Source organism: Microcoleus sp. A003_D6 (assembly GCF_036702825.1).
Lineage (GTDB): Bacteria > Cyanobacteriota > Cyanobacteriia > Cyanobacteriales > Microcoleaceae > Microcoleus.
In genome coordinates this window covers 28641-43186 of record NZ_JAUBWA010000022.1, presented here as the reverse complement: position 1 = coordinate 43186, position 14546 = coordinate 28641, and the positions used below count along the sequence as shown (strand labels likewise).

Here is a 14546-nt window from a genome sequence, read left to right as displayed (position 1 = left end):
TCTTAAAAATTAAAGCAAGTCTCAAAGGAAAGAAAAGCTATGTCATACGTAAATAGACCTGTAGATAACGTTGTTACCGAACCCGTGGTGGTGAATTCAGTCATGGAATACCACGATCGAGTACGCTGGGGGCCGATTTTTTCAGGTTTGGTAATTGCGATCGCCACGCAATTAGTTTTAAGTGCATTGGGCGCTGCGATCGGGTTGAGCAACATTGCTAATTCAGGAGCACCGCGCACTATTGCTGGCAGCGTGGGTACTGGGGTAGGAATTTGGTCAATCATCAGTTTGCTAATTAGCTTGGGCGTTGGCGGTTGGGTAACTGCTCGCGCTTGCGGGCCAATGAACCGGAGCACGGCACTTTTGAACGGTGCAATTTTATGGGCAACTACCTTAACAATTGGCTCTTGGCTGTTAGCAAACGGCGTAGCCGGTACTTTTGGCGTAGTAGCTGCAAATGCGGGAGAAGTGATTAATCAAGCCCAGCAAGGCGCGGTCAATCTGCCGAACCAAGCGCCTAACATATCTGCTCAAGATACTCGCAATATTGCTGAAAATGCCGCCAAAGCTGGCTGGTCATTTTTGTTCGGCTCCCTATTGGGTTTGGTTGCTTCGATGATCGGAGCATCTGCGGGCGCGCGCACCCCTCGCCATCACTCGTAAAAGTTCGATCGGACATGGAAAGTTTATGTTCGTGAAAGCACTATTTTTAAGGTGCTTTTTTGTTGGTTTAATTCGAGCATAATAAACTAGGTTTCTAGCTCTCAATGTAGGGTGCGCAATGCGCACCCTACAAATTAGGCAGTAAAGTATTTGGCCGCTGGGTGATAGGTGATAATTGCAGTTGTGGATTGTTCGGGATAAAGTTGTTCGCTTTCATCCATATAGAGGTTAATACGATCGCACTTTAACAATTCCAGTTGCTTGTACTGATCCGCCATATTCGGACAAGCAGGGTAGCCGAAACTGTACCGCGAACCGCGATATCTCTGCGCTAGCATATCGCGAATGTTGTCCGGTTCCTCGCTACCAAATCCCAATTCCCGGCGAATTCGCGCGTGAGTCCATTCTGCTATTGCTTCCGCTGTCTGTACCGCTAATCCGTGAAAGTAGAGATAGTCGGTATATTGATTGTTAGCAAATAGCTTTTGCGCGTACTCTGTAGCAATTTCTCCCACTGTCGCTACTTGCATCGGAAATACATCGATTTTACCCGATTCTTTGGGGGCGAAGAAGTCGGCAATGCACAGCCGTCGCGCCGATTTTTGCCGGGGAAATGTGAATGTTGCAGCCACAGGCAAGATGCCTGTGCCACTCTCTTTTGCAGCCACAGGCAAGATGCCTGTGCCACTCTCTTTTGCAGCCACAGGCAAGATGCCTGTGCCACTTTCTTTTGTGGGGCGGGCATCTTGCCCGCCACTGATTATTGTTTGCCCGCCACTGATTATTGTTTGCCCGCCCTTCATAATTTCTGGGTGGTACAAATACAAAGAATTGCCTTCAGCTTGACAGGGAAAATACCCGTAAATTGCTTGCGGATGCAGTAACTTTTCGGCAATAATCTTGTGTTTCCACTCTTCCAAGATGGGATAAACTTTCTCAGCTAAGAAAGCATCGTATTCTTCCCGCGATTGGTCTTTTGGCTTGCGAAACTGCCACTGTCCCGCAACTAATGCTTGCAAATCCAAGTGCCAGAAAAGCTCTTCAAAGGGAATTTCTTCGGGCGACAATAGCTTTGTACCCCAGAAAGGAGGATTCGGGCGATCGATATTTGCGTCAACTGCTTCCGATCGCTTGGTATCAACAATCACCGGGATATCGGCTTTTTTGGCATCCTCAACCGCAGTCTCCGCCGAAGTTTTAGCTGCTTTAACCGCCCCATTCTCATTCCCGACTTCATCCAAGAATCCTTGCAAATCTTCCCAATTACCAGCAGATTTGGCTGGCATGAGTTTGTCCATAAAGTGCAAGTCAGAAAACGCATCTTTGCCGTAAACAACTTTACCTTTGTAAGTATTTTGACAGTCTTCATGCACAAACTTGGGAGTCAAAGCCGCGCCGCCCAAAATTACAGGGACGGTGATTCCTTTCTGGTTGAACACTTCCAGATTTTCTTTCATAAAGGCAGTGGATTTTACCAGCAAGCCACTCATCGCTATACAGTCGGCTTTGTGTTTTTCGTAGGCTTCGATGATATTGTCAACTGGCTGTTTAATTCCCAAGTTAATCACTCGGTAGCCGTTGTTTGATAGGATAATATCAACCAAATTTTTACCGATGTCGTGAACGTCGCCTTTGACAGTAGCAATCAGGAATGTTCCTTTGGCGTTGTCCCCGGATTCGGACTTTTCCATGTAGGGTTCTAAATAAGCAACTGCCGCTTTCATGGTTTCTGCTGACTGCAATACAAATGGTAGCTGCATTTGTCCCGAACCGAACAATTCTCCGACTACTTTCATGCCGTCTAATAGGAAAGTATTGATAATGTGGAGGGGCGGATAGGTTTCTAATGCTTTGGCGAGTTGGATATCGAGCCCAATGCGTTCGCCGTCGATGATGTGCTGCTTGAGGCGTTCTTCTACCGGAAGGCTTGCGTCTTCTGTCCGATCGCGCTTGGTAGTTTTGCCCGCAAACACCGTTGTCAGGTCGCCCAAGGGGTCGTAAATGCAAATATCGCCGTCAAACTCCCGTTCGTCGTAAATCAGTTTACGGCAGATTTCTTGGTGTTTGGGGTCGATTTTGGCGATCGGCAAAATCTTATTCGGGCTGACAATTGCCGAGTCCATACCCGCCTGCATCGCTTCGTGCAAAAACATGGAATTCAAAACTTGCCGCGCCGCCGGATTCAAGCCAAAGGAAATGTTAGAAACTCCTAAAATTACGTGACAACCTGGCAATTCTTGGCGGATGCGGCGGATGGATTCGATGGTAGCTTTGCCGTTTTTTCTGTCTTCTTCAATCCCGGTAGAAATGGGCAATGCTAGGGTGTCAAAAAAGATTTCCTCGGCTGGAATTCCGCAGGCGACGGCGGCGTTATAGGCGCGTTGGGCGATCGCAAATTTTTGGTCGGCAGTTCTCGCCATCCCGTCTTCGTCAATCGTCCCGATAACTATGCCCGCGCCGTATTTTTTCGCCAACTCCAAAACTTGATAAAAACGCGGTTCTCCGTCTTCGTAGTTAGTGGAATTCAGCAAACATTTGCCGCCCGCAACTTTTAAGCCGGCTTCCATCTTTTCCCATTCGGTGGAATCCAGCATTAAAGGGAGAGTTGCATTAGTCACAACGCGGGAAACTAATTCTTTCATGTCTCGCACGCCGTCGCGGCCGACATAATCAACGTTGACATCGAGAATGTGCGCGCCTTCTCGCACTTGTTCCCTGGCCATTGCTACTAAACCATCCCAGTCTTCAGCGTTTAGCAAATCGCGGCATTTTTTGGAACCGCTGGCGTTGAGTCTTTCGCCGACAATTAAGAAGGAATTCTCTTGTTCGTAGGGTTGGGCGGTGTAAATTGAAGCGGCGGAAGGTTCCCAAGTAATTTCGCGGATTTTGGGTTTAAGAGTTTTGCCAATTTCTGATAGTTCGCGGATGTGATCGTAGCGGGTTCCGCAGCAGCCGCCGATGACTTGCACGCCTAAGTCTTCGACAAAGCGCATCAAGGCCATTTTTAATTCTATTGGCGTGAGTTTGTAGTGCGCGTGGCCGCCGATGTTTTCGGGTAAACCGGCGTTGGGAACGCAGGAAACGACGAAGGGCGAATGTTCGGAAAGGTATTTGACGTGTTCTGCCATGCGATCGGGCCCGGTGGCGCAGTTGAGGCCTAAGATATCTATGGGATACGGCTGCAAAATTGCGAGGGCGGCGCTGATATCGGAACCGACTAACATTGTGCCGGTGGCTTCCATTGTGACTGATACCATTAACGGAATTCGCGCACCTTTTTTCTTAAATACTTCTTCAATGGCATTTAATGCTGATTTAATTTGCAGCACATCTTGACAAGTTTCGACAATAAATAAGTCAACGCCGCCGTCATACAGTCCTTCTGCTTGTTCGGTAAAAGCGGCGGTGAGTGTGTCGAAATCGATGTGTCCTAATGTTGGCAATTTGGTGCCTGGCCCGATCGATCCTGCGACAAATCTCGGTTTTTCTGGCGTGTCAAATTCGGCGGCGATACCCTTAGCGAGTTCGGCGGCAGTTTTGTTGAGATAATATGCTTTGTCTGCTAAATCGTATTCGGCGAGTACGATGGAAGCAGCGCCAAAGGTGTCTGTTTCGATGACATCGGCCCCTGCTTCGAGGAATCCCCGGTGGACGTTGGCGACGGCTTCGGGTTTGGTGTGGACGAGATATTCGTTGCAGCCTTCGTATTCTTTGCCGCCGAAGTCTTCTGCGGTGAGGTTTTGGACTTGCAGGTTGGTTCCCATTGCGCCGTCGAAGACGATGACGGGGCGCGAGGGGTGGTGGAGGCGATCGAGGAATCTGCTATTCATAAGCGGTAAAAAAACGCAGGTGCTATATATTTACAATTTTATCTATTGTGCAATATTGTCAACAATTATGTGACTGTTGGCAAACGACTAATGACTGTGCCGATTTGAGATTTAGGATGTGGGATTTTGGATTAAGAAAAAACCAGCCCCCGGATTCATTCCCACGCGCAGGCGACTGATGGGGACAATCCCCAATCTCAAATCCGATGACAATAGTTCGATCGTACCTGTAAGTGTGCGGGAAATGTCAGATAATTTCGAGAATGCTGTTGTGCGTGGAGATTTGGGGGAGAAGCGGGTGATTGTCGGCTGCGAGGGGTTTTTCCGCTTAGCTGTCGCTCTTATGGATGAAAAGCGCTTCTGTAACTAAAGCATTAAGATTTCTTTCTCATCCTTTTGTTGGAAGCTCTTTTAGGCAGCCGCTTAATTTCACTTTCGCCTCCTTGAAATTCTACTTCTTCGGCAATTTCTATATCTACACTTTTAACATCGCTTTCGGTAGTTTCTTCCTCTTCATCACTTCCCTCAGAATCCGGTAGATTTTCAGTTAACTGCACTGCTAACCGAGAAGGTTGAACCGGCAATTGTACGATTTCTTTACTAATTTCACCTTCTCCAATTCCCAGCTCAATTCCCGCCGCCGTAAAATCTTCCTCGGAAGCACAAAAATCCTCAATTTCTTGACTAATTTCAGTTTTTATTATTTCCTTCTCTACTAGCTGCATAGATAACTGCTGGTTTTCCCTGGACAATTCCTCAACCTTAGTCGCTTTAATTCTAAGCTGTTCATTCAAAACGCGAATTTCTCGGTTTTGCTGCTGAATCATTGCTTCGGCATCAGCAAGAGTTCGATTTCTCTCTAATATCACCTCATTTTTAGTTTCTAATTCCAAAGCGCTCATTGCCGCTTTAATCACGTTATAAAAATGCGGCTTAGATACGTCAACTTGTTTAGCATTATGGCGACTTTTCCCCAAAAGTCCAATTTTTTCTCCTTGCTTAACAGCCAAGACAAAACCTTGATGATTTTTTATTTTTAATTCTTTGACGAAATCAACTTGAACTAAACTGCAAATATATTTGTGACAGTCAAAATAAAATTCTGCTTTCATAAAAAGCACCCCTTTCTGCTACAGTCCCGCAGCATTATAGCACGAACAACGTTAAAACTCGAACAAATTTTATAAAACTAGGGTGGGCATGGAGGGCTGTACCGTAATTTCTAAATGTATGCGATGTCAAGAGTTGCTCAAAACTCAGGCAAAAAAACGTTTGAGGCGCTACTTATAGCAATAAGGTACACATTGCGTACCCTACATAATTAGGTTTGGCGTGCAGAAATGTAAATATTTTCGCTTAGACAAATACGCCAATAGCGACAGATTAGACCTCTTGCAAAAATAACTAGGACGGGCAAGATGCCCATCCCACAAAAAACATTTTTCCTTGTGGAACGGGCATCTTGCCCGTTCCAAAATTTGATTAAAAGGACTTTTGCAAGAGGTCTATTTTATAAATTAATTGCTTTCTTTGGTGACATAAGCGATTGCCAATCCGTGACGATAATAAGCTGTTTCTAAATCAACTATTTCCTGTTTAACTTGAGGCTCTAATTCAAACAAACTCAACTGAATTGGCTCATGTTTTTTTGGGGGTTTGTTAAACTTGCTCAAAAGTCTTGCTTCTAAATGCGGGTGCGATTCTAAATTGCCATCTGACAGAATGTGATTAATTTGTAAATTAAATTCTCTGACTTTGTGGCAAACTAAAATAGTCCGATGACAAGTAATCGGGTCTTTTTCCGCACACATTAAACTGATTTTATAATTGGCTGCGCCTTTGAGCAAGCGCTGAATTCCTGCGGAAAATAAAGGAGTTGCTGCTATGCGATCGTACAACGCTTTACCGCTAGAATCGTAACAGCTTAAATCCTCCGGTCTCGCGCCCAACTCTTTGCCTAAAAAAACATATTGAATGCCGGCACTTGACAGAGAAGCTTTTATTTGGGATTTATTAAAATGAGGTAAATAGCGGCTGAAAGGATGCGATCGCACGTCCGCAACGGCCGTAATGCCGTGTTGTTGCAGCAGCAAAAGAAACGCTTCAATACTCAGATTGCAGTGTCCGATCGTAAATAATTCCCTTGCTTCGATCTTACTATTCACTCTTTGCCTTGCGGACGAGAGTTTATGTAGCCCGATTGTTTTAACCTCTAGACTTCAAGCTGTGGTTTTTTTTACCAAATTTTGAATCAAAATTTGCACGGCCAGCAGCATCAAACCCACCGCCGCCATAGCAAAAACACCAGTCCCCAAAGCAGCCATTCCTACTACCAAAGTTCGCACGGCTACCGAAATTTTAATCGCAGTAATATTGTCCGAATGAACTGGCTTACTTGCAAAACTTTGAGCGATCGACATAGTTAGCGCGTACAGAGGTACCGCAAAGCAGCCCGCCATCAGCGAACCAGTCACGCACCGCAATACCGTCGGCGACTTGGGCGGCAAAGCATCCCCAGCAGAAGTTGGAGGTTGAGAACTAGAATTAGGATTAGTTAAATCAGCCATTGCGATTTTAGATTTTAGATTTTAGATTTTAGATTTCTGGTTAATTCACCAAAACTAAAATCCGTGTTTCATGGCATTTTATCAGTTCTTCGATCTCAATAGACTCTGTGCAAAGTTAGATTCATCTTGACAATTGCCTGTTAGACGCATTTAACGGGCGATCGCGATCGCACGATCTTCGAGTTACACCCTCGGAATCGGCGCTTTTACATCATTTCCCTCCGAAAAAATCCGAATTCCAGTATTGCTAAACTTTGCTACCCAAAAATCCAAATCAGGAGAAGCGATCGCACTTTTAACCCGTTCCAAAACCTGCTGAGCCTGCTCAGGAGACTCCGCCAGCGCAAACACCGTCGGCCCGGAACCCGACATCATCGTGCCCAAAACCCCCGCCGACTCAAAAGCCTCCCGCAACTGCAACACCTGCGGGTACACGGGCAAAGCAACTTTTTCTAAATCGTTGTGCAGCAATTGACCAATTTTCGATCGATCTTTTTGGGCGATCGCCCCCACCATCGGCCCCGAATGCAGCCGTTCCCGGCGGCACTCCAAATCTTCCGCTGCACAATAGGAACTACTGAACTGCTGGCGATAAGTTTGATACGACCATGCCGTAGAAATACTGAGATTGCGGTACTTCGCCAGCACCACAAAAAAACCTCCTAAATCCGGCAGCGGCGACAGTTTATCCCCGCGGCCGGTTGCCAAAGCCGTACCTCCACCAATGCAAAAAGGCACATCCGAACCCAAAGTTCCCCCCAACTCTTGCAACTCCGACTGAGTAAGTCCCAATTGCCACAGCAAATCCATCCCGACTAAAACCGCAGCAGCATTTGCCGAACCGCCGGCGAGCCCCGCAGCTACCGGAATGTGCTTGTGAATGACAATCTCGACTCCGCCGAATTTCGCCAAAGCATCGGGGAATTGCTTCGCCAACAAATCCGCCGCCCGGTAGGCCAGGTTATTCTTATCAGGAGGGACTTGCGGGTGATCGCAGCGCACTCGAATCGTGTCCGTACCGATCGCGCGCAAGTCAATTCGATCGGCTAAATCTATGCTTTGAAGTACCATCGCCAGTTCGTGATATCCGTCGGGGCGATCGCCTATGATTTCCAAATACAGATTGATTTTTGCTGAAGCTAACAGAGAATATGAACGCATAGGTGATTAAGCCGCAGGTGAAAGAAACCCCTGGTTGAAATTAATTGACACCAGTCAGAGTCCATTTTCTCACAACTCAAAGGAAATATTATGCAGGAAATGTGGAAAACTTTTTTTACTTCCGGGCCATTTATTCCTCACGGCCACTGCTATCTCTGGCATACCCCGTTAGTCTGGCTTCACGTTGCCTCAGATTCTATAATTGCACTGGCCTATTTTTCCATCCCGATTACATTGGTTTATTTTATTTCCAAACGCGAAGATTTACCCTTTGATTGGATCTTTGCGATGTTTGGAGGCTTTATCGTCGCCTGCGGGATCACTCACATATTTGAAGTTTGGACGCTTTGGCATCCTACCTATTGGCTTTCAGGAACAATGAAAGCAATTACTGCCCTTATTTCATTTGCTACAGCCATACTTTTGGTAGACTTAATGCCTCAAGCCCTAGCACTTCCCAGTCCCGCACAGTTAGAATCCGCCAACCGACTCCTAGAAGCTGAAATTGTCGAGCGCCAATTAGCCGAAGTTGCCCTACAAAAAGCTAAAGAAGAATTAGAAATTCGAGTTGAGGAACGCACCGCAGAATTAAAGTCTCAAACTCAACATTTAGAATTGGCCAACCGACTCCTAGCATCGGAAATTGTCGATCGCCAATTAGCCGAAGCTGCACTAAAAAAAGCTAAAGAAGAATTAGAAATTCGAGTTGAAGAACGCACCGCAGAGTTAAAGTCTCAAACTCAACAGCTCGAACAAACTTTGTCTGAACTTAAGGTGGCTCAATCCAAACTAATTCAGAGCGAAAAAATGTCATCTTTGGGCCAATTAGTCGCTGGAGTTGCTCATGAAATCAACAATCCGATTAACTTTATTTACGGCAATGTTACTCCCGCTCGCGAGTATGCCGATACTTTGCTAGAACTGGTGAATATCTATCAACAGCAGTATCCGAATCCCCTACCCAGAGTTCAAGAAAAAATCAAGTCTGTAGATTTAGATTTTATCAAATCTGACCTGCCAAAAATATTAACTTCTATGAAAAACGGCGCCGATCGAATTTTTGGTATTGTCAAGTCGCTGCGAATTTTTTCTCGCCATGACGAAGCAGAAATGAAATTAGCCGACATTCACGAAGGAATTGACAGCACACTGATGATTTTGCAAAGCAGATTGAATGCTAATCCGGGTTTTGCGAGCATTCAAGTTATCAAAGAATATGGCAATTTACCCCAAATAGAGTGCTATCCCGGACAGCTAAATCAAGTATTTATGAATATCATGGCTAATGCTATTGACGCTTTAGAAGAGGACAGCCACAGCGAGTCAATTGCAGCTAATGAAGCTAATCCCCGCCTCATCAAAATTTCTACCAAACTTTTAGACAGTGAAGAAGTAGAAATCCGAATTGGCAATAACGGGCCAGAAATAACAGAATCGGTGATGACGCAGTTATTTAATCCATTTTTTACCACTAAACCAGTAGGCAAAGGCATGGGGTTGGGTTTATCGATCGGCTATCAAATTATCACAGCAAGACATAAAGGCGAATTGCAGTGTATTTCTGCACCGGGGAAAGGTGCGGAATTTATTATTAAAATTCCCATGAGGCTGAAATAAGTAAGCCCATCTCAAAAAACAGAATACCCAGATACCCGCAGGACTTTAAGAATTCGGGTCGATCGCAAAATCCTGAACTTCAAACCTCGCACATCATATTGTTACTCAAATTTACCCATTGCGCCACGCTTAAATCTTCAGCGCGAGATTGAGGATTTATCTGTAACTCTTCTAGCAATTGAACCAGTTTATCTAAATCCACAGCCCCTTTCAAATTATTTCGCAGCATCTTGCGCTTGCTACCAAATCCCAACTTAACTAAATTCTCCAAATAGCGCGGATTAACCGCCGCAGTTTCTATCTGTCTGGGAAGCAGCCGCACCACGGCAGAATCGACTTTTGGCGGCGGATAAAAGTCTTTAGAGGGCACATCGCAAATTAACTCGCATTCTGCTAAATACTGCACCCGCACCGACAAAGCGCCAAAAGCTGTCGAACCCGGTTTAGCGTAAAGCCTTTGGGCGACTTCTTTCTGCACTAACAGCACGATCGCGTCGAAGGGTTTAGCAGCAGGAACAGATATCGTTCCCAGCAGTTTTTGCAGGATCGGGCCAGTAATATTATAAGGAATATTGGCAACAACTTTATTGGGATTTTGGAATTTGGGAAAAGCTGTTAATTCAGCCTCTAAGTCCATTTCCAAGAAGTCGCCTTGCAGCAGTAAAAAATTGTCGGTTTTGCCGAGTTGTTTGGCTAGCTTGAGACACAAATCTCGATCGATCTCCACAGCAACAACAGACTCAGCCGCAGGCAGCAAACGCCGAGTCAGAATCCCCGTACCCGGCCCGATTTCTAGGACGCGATCGCCATCCAAAGAAGCCGCTTTCACAATCTTATCTAAGGCTTTCTCGCTTTTGAGCCAATGTTGAGCAAACTGTTTTCGGGGTCTGGTCGATCGCATTTTTTGAATTGTTGGAGAAATCTTAGCCTGTCATTCTATCACAGCTCAATAGCTTTTCCCAACCTACGGTGATGTTTATTTTTGTTAACAGGGGTTGAATCACAGAAAAAAATTGGTCATCATACAAGGAGCAACGATCGAAAATAAATTTGTTTATCCCCAATCCCCAACAGCACGACACGGAAGTCACGGATACACGGATAGGTGTTTTTCCAAATCACAAATAACCAATAACAAATAACCAATAACCAATTCCCCAAAAATGAAATTCCAACGAGTATTTGGTACATTACCCAAAACCACAGCCAGCGCCCCCGGCAGAGTAAACCTGCTGGGCGAACACACAGATTACAACGATGGATTTGTACTTCCAACTGCGATTCCCCAGCGCACAACAGTACAAATCGGCTTCAGCAGCGACGATCGACACCATTTTTATTCAGCAGAATATGACGAACTCATAAATTTTTCAGACGACGATACCATACCGCAAAAATTTGTCACTTATATCTGTGGCTGCCTCAGACTTTTAGAAAAAGAAGGATACAAAATACCGCCAATAAATCTCTACATTACCTCGACTGTGCCGATCGGAGCCGGTTTGTCCAGCAGCGCCGCTTTAGAAATAGCAACCCTCAGAGGAATGCGCGCGCTGCTCAACCTCCCCATAGACGACGTGCGGCTAGCTCAAATCGGACAGCAAGTCGAAATCCGATATGCCGGCGTGAACTGCGGCATCATGGATCAAATGGCATCGAGTTTAGCAGACACCAACACCATGCTATTTATCGACACCCGCAGCCTCGAATGCCGCCCGATACCTTTTCCCGCAAGCACAGAAATTTTAATAATTGACAGTGGCGAAAGCCACCAACTAGCAGCAGGAAGCGGCTACAACCAGCGGCGCGCCGAGTGCGAGGAATCCGCGCGGATATTGGGAGTTAAAGCTCTCAGGGATATCGCCGATCCCCAAGCTGTGGAAGTATTGCCCGAACCTCTCAAAAGGCGCGCCCGCCACGTCGTTACCGAAAACAACCGCGTACTCGAAGCGGTAAAATCTTTGCCAGCAAAACGTTTCGGCGAGTTAATGAATGCTTCCCATGCCAGTCAGCGCGACGACTACGAAGTTTCGACACCGGCAGTAGACGCCCTGGCAGCCATCTTGCAGTCAATCCCCGGAGTCTTCGGCGCAAGGCTGACGGGCGGAGGTTTTGGCGGTGCTTGCGTAGCGCTGGTGGAGAGTGGCAAAGCCGGTGTTATCGCATCAGAGGCGATCGATCGCTACCAGCGCGCGGGTTATACTGGCCGTGTTTTGGTTCCCGAAGTTAAAGTTAATTCTTAACTCCAGAACTATCTCCCGACAGGGAAGGCCACCGCACAGTCACGATTACCGAATCTTCCTCCGCAGACCAATAATGAGGCACTCCCGGCTGCCACAGAGCATAATCTCCTTCGCGAGAAAGCAAGATTTCTTGCTCTGGAAATTGCAGGCGAAACCGCCCTTTTACCAAGATAGAAAGCGTCGTGGCTGCCGCATTTACCGCCCACTGAGTCCTGCAATCTCCGGCGGGGTGAGTGCCCCATTTTACCTCTAAAACAGAAGTCGATCGCGGGTCATCGCCCGGCGTCATAAAGTGACCCGCAAACCAACCGCCCCGACTTGCACTTTCAGCGCCCGCATTTCCGAAAACCACTTGAGATGACATCAGTTAATCAGGTAAACAACAAAGATGGTTATATCTGACATCTTGCACCATTTTCAATAAGCTTTTTATGGGCGGGCAGGATGCCCACCCCACAAGAAATTCACTCTTCGCTCCACAGGCAAGATGCCTGTTTTTGAGAATGGCGATCTTCGGTGAGTTAGATCGGGGGATACCATCTAACTATCTAACTTATTAGACCTCTTGCAAAAATAACTAGGACGGGCAAGATGCCCATCCCACAAAATTTTTTTTCTTGTGGAATGGGCATCTTGCCCGTTCCAGAATTTGATTAAAAGGATTTTTGCAAGAGGTCTTTTACTTGCGGCCCGAAGGTTGACCTTCCGTAGTCGCTATTTCCCCAGCTTCCATCAACTGCTTAAAGCGGCGCAAATCATCTGCAATTTGCTGTTCGGGAGCTTCCCCAAATAGTTTAGCAGCGCCAGCAGCAATTGCACCGCCCGGAGGATTGTATTCGATGACAACTTTTACCTCAGTACCGCGTCCCGCAGGTGCCGGTTGAAAGCGCACAAAACCCGAATTGTCAACATCAGATCCTTCAACAGACGCCCAAGCAATTAAGCGATTTTCTTCTTCGCGGACAATCTCTGCATCCCATTCTACACTGTTGCCGATCGGCGCGCTGGCAATCCAGTGAGAACGTTTTTCATCTATTACCGTAACGTGTTTGAGATGCTTCATAAACCGAGGCAAATTTTCAAAATTGCGCCATAAACGGTACAATTCATCAGCCGGTTTGTCGATCGTCACCGTCTTTTCAACTTTAATGCTTTGATTCGGATCTGCGGCCGACTGCAAACCCTCGACAACCCCCATACCGCGCGCCGCTAAACCGCCGCCCGCAACCGCCAGCAAAGCACCTCGCAAAGAACGCTGCGACAAACCAAAAAGCACCAGCGCGCCGCCACCAATTAAAGATGCCCAGCGTTCGGTATCGCCGCTGTTAGTTTGATTTTGTTTGTCGGAATTTGTCATTGAATTAGATTCCATTGGTTTAAACCTGGTAAATTAATCTGGATCGAGCAATTCGCCTGCTTATTTTTATCAAATCCGTACTCTACTATTTTGTCTTCAACCTCTCTGATTAATTTTTTGAACCGAATCGGATTTTGTTGAATTTCTGTTCATTGAGCGACTGGCATATAAATAGAGACGCACCACCCAGCAGATTGTTGTACCAGCGCTTTGAGTTCCTCTACAGATATTAAGTTCACCGCTGAAACTCCTTTTATAAAGGGTTTTGTAATGAAAACCACAGATTCTTTAAAATGTATCTCCACTGGCGCGGCTCCTGCGTCTGCCTAAAGTAATGATCGCCTGCTGTAGAGCCTTTCATCCCTGGAGTAAAATGGGGTTTGCAGTAGCTGTTCTAATCGAACTGCTTATGACCTAAGATAGACGGTGCTAACTCGGCCGCTACTTTACCATAATTTAGTTTAGTCGGGTTCAACTACTCGTTATATATAATAATGAGGTCACTCTATGGAGCCAAATGATACATCGACCCGTTACGACCGAATTGCCCAATGGTGGCAAACTGAGCATCAAGGTTCAATCTACGGGATTGCCCAATTAGAACGGGCGATCGAATTTACTTCTAAGCAGCACGCAGCACTTGATGTCGGGTGTGGAAGCAGCGGACGTTTTATTAACAGCTTATCCAAGCATGGATTTGGGCCTGAAGGACTTGATATTTCTAGGGAAATGATCGATTTAGCCCAGCGGCTACATCCAGAAATCACGTTTTACCGGGAAGACATTTGTGATTGGCTGCCGCCGAAACTTTACAGCCTCATTGCAGCGTGGGATAGCACGTTTCATCTGCCAATCAACAAGCAAGCGCCTGTGATACAAAAGCTATGCGATGCGCTTGAACCCAATGGAGTGATCCTGTTCACTTGTGGCGGCGGACATACAATCCGCGAGGTTTCGGGAGCATTTCAAGGTCAAGACTTTGATTACAGCACTTTGGGTGTAGATACTTTCCTGCAAATTCTGGTTGAGCATCATTGCACCTGCCGCCATCTGGAATATGACCAGTATCCTGAAAATCATGTTTATATAATTGCCCAAAAGACCTAAT

At 46.3% G+C, this 14546-nt stretch carries 13 protein-coding genes; 5 read left to right on the top strand and 8 right to left on the bottom strand.

The genetic code is table 11. From position 1 onward, the window contains the following. The first annotated feature begins 39 nt into the window (after positions 1-39). Entirely contained in the window at positions 40-663 is a 624-nt protein-coding gene (locus QUB70_RS08990; protein WP_332979742.1) for a hypothetical protein, read from the top strand. 134 nt (positions 664-797) lie between these two features. Here QUB70_RS08990 and metH read toward each other — a convergent pair whose 3' ends face one another. After that, positions 798-4493, bottom strand: coding sequence for a methionine synthase (gene metH / locus QUB70_RS08985; protein WP_332979740.1), 3696 nt, complete (start codon positions 4491-4493; stop codon positions 798-800). A 118-nt stretch (positions 4494-4611) separates the two neighbouring features. Here metH and QUB70_RS08980 point away from each other — a divergent pair, with 118 nt between their 5' ends. Next, complete coding sequence (locus QUB70_RS08980; protein ID WP_332979738.1) at positions 4612-4863, top strand: hypothetical protein; 252 nt, start codon at positions 4612-4614, stop codon at positions 4861-4863. A gap of 4 nt (positions 4864-4867) precedes the next feature. Here QUB70_RS08980 and QUB70_RS08975 read toward each other — a convergent pair whose 3' ends face one another. The 4 genes from QUB70_RS08975 to ispE all read right to left on the bottom strand — a co-directional run bounded on the left by QUB70_RS08975 (position 4868) and on the right by ispE (position 8221). After that, on the bottom strand, positions 4868-5605 hold the full coding sequence (locus QUB70_RS08975) for a hypothetical protein (protein WP_332979736.1): 738 nt from the start codon (positions 5603-5605) through the stop codon (positions 4868-4870). Between the two features lie 405 nt (positions 5606-6010). After that, a complete protein-coding gene (locus QUB70_RS08970; protein WP_332979735.1) occupies positions 6011-6658 on the bottom strand; it encodes a DUF488 domain-containing protein in 648 nt (215 codons plus the stop codon). 54 nt (positions 6659-6712) lie between these two features. Beyond that, complete coding sequence (locus tag QUB70_RS08965) at positions 6713-7060, bottom strand: DUF3082 domain-containing protein (protein ID WP_332979734.1); 348 nt, start codon at positions 7058-7060, stop codon at positions 6713-6715. A 183-nt stretch (positions 7061-7243) separates the two neighbouring features. Continuing rightward, positions 7244-8221: a 4-(cytidine 5'-diphospho)-2-C-methyl-D-erythritol kinase gene (gene ispE, locus QUB70_RS08960; RefSeq protein ID WP_332979732.1), complete on the bottom strand. Its 978-nt coding sequence runs from the start codon at positions 8219-8221 to the stop codon at positions 7244-7246. Positions 8222-8320: 99 nt separating this feature from the next. On the opposite strand from ispE, the gene QUB70_RS08955 reads away from it, so the two are divergent. After that, positions 8321-9838 (top strand): sensor histidine kinase, encoded by a 1518-nt coding sequence (locus QUB70_RS08955; protein ID WP_332979731.1) that lies wholly within the window; start codon positions 8321-8323, stop codon positions 9836-9838. 79 nt (positions 9839-9917) lie between these two features. On the opposite strand, the gene rsmA is transcribed toward QUB70_RS08955, so the two are convergent. Beyond that, positions 9918-10739 (bottom strand): 16S rRNA (adenine(1518)-N(6)/adenine(1519)-N(6))-dimethyltransferase RsmA, encoded by an 822-nt coding sequence (gene rsmA, locus QUB70_RS08950; protein ID WP_332979729.1) that lies wholly within the window; start codon positions 10737-10739, stop codon positions 9918-9920. A gap of 262 nt (positions 10740-11001) precedes the next feature. On the opposite strand from rsmA, the gene galK reads away from it, so the two are divergent. Further along, complete coding sequence (gene galK / locus QUB70_RS08945; protein WP_332979728.1) at positions 11002-12081, top strand: galactokinase; 1080 nt, start codon at positions 11002-11004, stop codon at positions 12079-12081. On the opposite strand, the gene QUB70_RS08940 is transcribed toward galK, so the two are convergent. Then, on the bottom strand, positions 12071-12445 hold the full coding sequence (locus tag QUB70_RS08940) for a signal peptidase I (RefSeq protein WP_332979727.1): 375 nt from the start codon (positions 12443-12445) through the stop codon (positions 12071-12073). The two genes, galK and QUB70_RS08940, sit on opposite strands and share 11 nt — an antisense overlap. A gap of 315 nt (positions 12446-12760) precedes the next feature. After that, entirely contained in the window at positions 12761-13438 is a 678-nt protein-coding gene (locus QUB70_RS08935) for an SRPBCC family protein (protein ID WP_332979725.1), read from the bottom strand. 507 nt (positions 13439-13945) lie between these two features. On the opposite strand from QUB70_RS08935, the gene QUB70_RS08930 reads away from it, so the two are divergent. Beyond that, a complete protein-coding gene (locus tag QUB70_RS08930) occupies positions 13946-14545 on the top strand; it encodes a class I SAM-dependent methyltransferase (protein ID WP_332979724.1) in 600 nt (199 codons plus the stop codon). The last annotated feature ends 1 nt before the right edge of the window (position 14546 follow it).

Excerpts from the sequence above, each read along its gene's own strand:
- QUB70_RS08990 (WP_332979742.1), top strand. The coding sequence starts at position 40 with ATGTCATACGTAAATAGACCTGTAGATAACGTTGTTACCGAACCCGTG.
- metH (WP_332979740.1), bottom strand. The coding sequence starts at position 4,493 with ATGAATAGCAGATTCCTCGATCGCCTCCACCACCCCTCGCGCCCCGTC.
- QUB70_RS08975 (WP_332979736.1), bottom strand. The coding sequence starts at position 5,605 with ATGAAAGCAGAATTTTATTTTGACTGTCACAAATATATTTGCAGTTTA.
- QUB70_RS08965 (WP_332979734.1), bottom strand. The coding sequence starts at position 7,060 with ATGGCTGATTTAACTAATCCTAATTCTAGTTCTCAACCTCCAACTTCT.
- ispE (WP_332979732.1), bottom strand. The coding sequence starts at position 8,221 with ATGCGTTCATATTCTCTGTTAGCTTCAGCAAAAATCAATCTGTATTTG.
- QUB70_RS08955 (WP_332979731.1), top strand. The coding sequence starts at position 8,321 with ATGTGGAAAACTTTTTTTACTTCCGGGCCATTTATTCCTCACGGCCAC.
- rsmA (WP_332979729.1), bottom strand. The coding sequence starts at position 10,739 with ATGCGATCGACCAGACCCCGAAAACAGTTTGCTCAACATTGGCTCAAA.
- galK (WP_332979728.1), top strand. The coding sequence starts at position 11,002 with ATGAAATTCCAACGAGTATTTGGTACATTACCCAAAACCACAGCCAGC.
- QUB70_RS08940 (WP_332979727.1), bottom strand. The coding sequence starts at position 12,445 with ATGTCATCTCAAGTGGTTTTCGGAAATGCGGGCGCTGAAAGTGCAAGT.
- QUB70_RS08935 (WP_332979725.1), bottom strand. The coding sequence starts at position 13,438 with ATGACAAATTCCGACAAACAAAATCAAACTAACAGCGGCGATACCGAA.
- QUB70_RS08930 (WP_332979724.1), top strand. The coding sequence starts at position 13,946 with ATGGAGCCAAATGATACATCGACCCGTTACGACCGAATTGCCCAATGG.